The organism is Streptomyces ossamyceticus, assembly GCF_001418475.1.
Classification (GTDB): Bacteria; Actinomycetota; Actinomycetes; order Streptomycetales; family Streptomycetaceae; genus Streptomyces; species Streptomyces ossamyceticus.
The window spans coordinates 1-3,125 of record NZ_LIQX01000562.1 but is presented as its reverse complement, the minus strand read 5'-3'; the positions used below and the strand labels follow the sequence as shown (position 1 = coordinate 3,125).

At 71.9% G+C, this 3,125-nt stretch carries 3 protein-coding genes; all 3 read right to left on the bottom strand.

Going from position 1 to position 3,125, the window contains the following annotated elements:
* A partial coding sequence (locus tag AOK15_RS33200; protein WP_079058848.1) for an aminotransferase class V-fold PLP-dependent enzyme occupies positions 1-1,085 on the bottom strand: 1,085 nt, incomplete at its 3' end.
* 22 nt (positions 1,086-1,107) lie between these two features.
* Positions 1,108-1,953 (bottom strand): tryptophan 2,3-dioxygenase family protein, encoded by an 846-nt coding sequence (locus tag AOK15_RS33195; protein WP_055522028.1) that lies wholly within the window; start codon positions 1,951-1,953, stop codon positions 1,108-1,110.
* Between the two features lie 585 nt (positions 1,954-2,538).
* Positions 2,539-2,883: a helix-turn-helix domain-containing protein gene (locus AOK15_RS33190; RefSeq protein ID WP_055522027.1), complete on the bottom strand. Its 345-nt coding sequence runs from the start codon at positions 2,881-2,883 to the stop codon at positions 2,539-2,541.
* Between the last annotated feature and the right edge of the window lie 242 nt (positions 2,884-3,125).

Below are 3,125 nucleotides of genomic sequence, written 5' to 3'. Positions count from 1 at the left end.
GCCCCGGAGCCGCCCCCTCCCCCGTCCCACACGTCCAACGCCGCCTCCAGGGCCAGCATCGACAGGATGTCCGGCGTGCCGACACGGCCGCGCAGGGCGCCGCCCGCCGGTTCGAAGGACGGGCGCATGCCGAAGGGGTCCGTGTGGGAGTTCCAGCCGGGGAGGGGTGAATCGAAGCGGGGCTGGAGGTCGCGGCGTACGTAGAGGTACGCCGGTGAACCGGGGCCGCCGTTCAGGTACTTGTACGTGCAGCCGACCGCGAGGTCGACGCCGTGCTCGTCGAGGCCGACGGGCAGGGCGCCCGCGCTGTGGCACAGGTCCCAGACGGCATACGCGCCCGCCCCGTGGATCGCCGCCGTCAGGGACGGCAGGTCGTGGAGGCGGCCGGTGCGGTAGTCGACGTGGTTGAGGAGCACGGCGGCCGTACGGGGGCCGAGGGCGTCCGGTACCTCCGCCGGGGTCACCGGGCGCAGTGTGCGTCCGGTCATCCGGGCGGCCGACTCGGCTATGTAGCCGTCCGTGGGGAAGGTCGTCGCATCGACCAGGATCTCGTCCCGGACCGGCCGCCCCCCGGCTCCGCCCCCGTCGCCGCCGCGGCCGTCTCCGGCTCCGGCCCCGCCCTCTCGGGCGTCCTCGTCGGCCATCCGGACCGCCGCCACAACTGCCTTGAATATGTTGACACTTGTGGAGTCGCCCACCACGATCTGGCCGGGCGCCGCGCCCACCAGCGGGGCGATGCGGTCGCCGATCCGCTCGGGCGCGGTCCACCAGCCGCTCTCGTCCCAGGAGCGGATGCGCAGGGAGCCCCACTGGCGGCGTACGACGTCGTCGACCCGGCCGGGGACGGCGGCCGGCAGCGCGCCGAGGGAGTTGCCGTCGAGGTACACGGCGTCGTCGAGGACGAAACGGTCGCGGAGGCCGGCCAGCTCGTCGGCCGCGTCGAGCTTCGCCGCCTCCAGGGCCAGTTCGGAGGACAGGGACCCGGCACCACCGGCGTACTCGGCACCACCGGCGTGCCCGGCGTCGGCACCCTCAATCTCGCGGTCGAGCCCCACGTTCGGCTGCGTCGGCTGCGTCGGCTGCATCGTCGTCTTCGTCTCGGTGAGGTCAGACATGGGAGCGCGCCGTCCACAGCTCGGGGAAGACGTTCTTCCGGGCCCGCTTCTCCAGCCATGCCACACCGGCGGAGCCGCCCGTGCCGGCCTTGGCGCCCATGGCGCGCCGCGTGGCGACGAGGTGGTCGTTGCGCCAGCGCCAGACCAGCTCGGCCACGTCGGTGAGCGCCTCGCCGAGGCGGGCGAGTTCATGGTCCGGGTCGCCGGAGTACAGCTCGGTCCACACCTCCTCGACCTCGGGGGACGGCTCGTAGCGCTGGGAGACGTCACGCCGTACGACGGACTCGGGGATCGCGTGGCCACGGCGGGCCAGGAGCCGCAGGACCTCGTCGTAGAGGCTGGGCTCGTGCAGCGCCTTCTCCAGCTCGGCGTGGACACGGGGCGCCCCGCGGTGCGGGACCAGCATGGACGCGGACTTCTCGCCGAGCAGGAACTCCATGCGGCGGTACATCGCCGACTGGAAGCCGGAGCCCTCGCCGAGTGCGGCGCGGTAGGAGTTGAACTGGGCCGGGGTGAGCTGGCCGAGGGGCTTCCAGGAGGCGTTCAGGGCCTCCAGTTCGCGCACGGAACGCTTCAGCGCGTCCTTCGCGGTCGGGACGTCGTCGCTCCGCAGCGCGGCGGTGGCGGTCTCCCACTCGTGCACGATGACCGTGAACCACAGCTCCATGACCTGGGTCGTCACCAGGAAGACCATCTCTCCGGGGTCGTCGGAGAGGGGGTGCTGGAGGTGGGTGAGGACGTCCGCCTGGACGTAGTCCTCGTACGGGGTGGTTCCCTGGAAGTCGAGATGCGGGGTCTCGGGCTCCGAAGCCTCGACGGGCTGAGCCTGCTGGGACATCGCTGTCTCCTGTGGTGTGCTCCGGGTAGCGGTCCGCCCCTGCCGTTACCGACACGGGGGCCCCGGTCCCCACCGGCATAGTCGGGGATGTGCCCCGACATCGCAAGGTTCACCTGGTCACACGCGGCGGACCTGCGCAAACGCACCCCAGGGGCATCGGCCGTACGGGTCGGACGAGGGTCGGGGCCACTGTCGAACGCAGGCCCTTCAGGACCTGTGTGCAGCGCTCACACTCCTCCCGCCCTCCGGACGTTCCGGCGGCGAGAGCGAGGGCAAGGGCAAGGACGAAAGCGCGGGTAAGGGCAAGGGCGTGCTGGGCGCACGCTGTGGGCACACGATGCGCACGCCGCCCGAGGACGCCGGCCGACGCCCCCGCCACGTGGACGACCGTCGCGCTTGCCCGACAACCGACACCCGACAACCGGCACCAGCACCAGCACCAGCACCAGCACCAGCACCAGCACCAGCACCAGCACCCGACATAGACGCCTCGACGCCGGTACCTGGTAATCCGAGCAGTCCGACACCCGGCCCTCCGAGCGGCCCAGCCCTCCGAGCGGTCCGGAAACGGCCGCGCCCGCGTGATCAGCCGACGCCGGGACCGCGCGTCGGCTCGCCGGCGGCCCGGCGGTGCTCGGCGTTGATGCGCTGCGCTTCTTCGAGCTGGTCCTCGAGGATGACGATGCGGCACGCGGCCTCGATCGGAGTCCCCTTGTCGACGAGCTCGCGGGCGCGGGCGGCGATCCGCAGCTGGTAGCGGGAGTACCGCCGATGTCCCCCCTCCGAGCGGAGGGGCGTGATCAGACGGGCCTCACCGATGGCGCGGAGGAAGGCCGGCGTGGTGCCGAGCATCTCGGCCGCCCGGCCCATGGTGTACGCGGGGTAGTCGTCGTCGTCCAGACGATCATTCAGGGGGTTGTCCGATGTCATGTCACCTCGCTGTGAACGCGTCGAGGGGCCCTGGTGCCGTACGGCACCAGGGCCCCGAAGGAAATTCAACACCATCTGTCGGCCCTACTGCTGTGCCGACCTTCTGTTTCCGCTACCCGGCCCGGCAGGGCTGAGCGGGGGATCGCAGCTGCGTGACCGGGGACCACCATCCAATCCATGGGGTCTTGCGGTACCCGGCCGAGCGCTTCCTCGGGCCGGGCGATCCTGATGGTGTCTGCTCC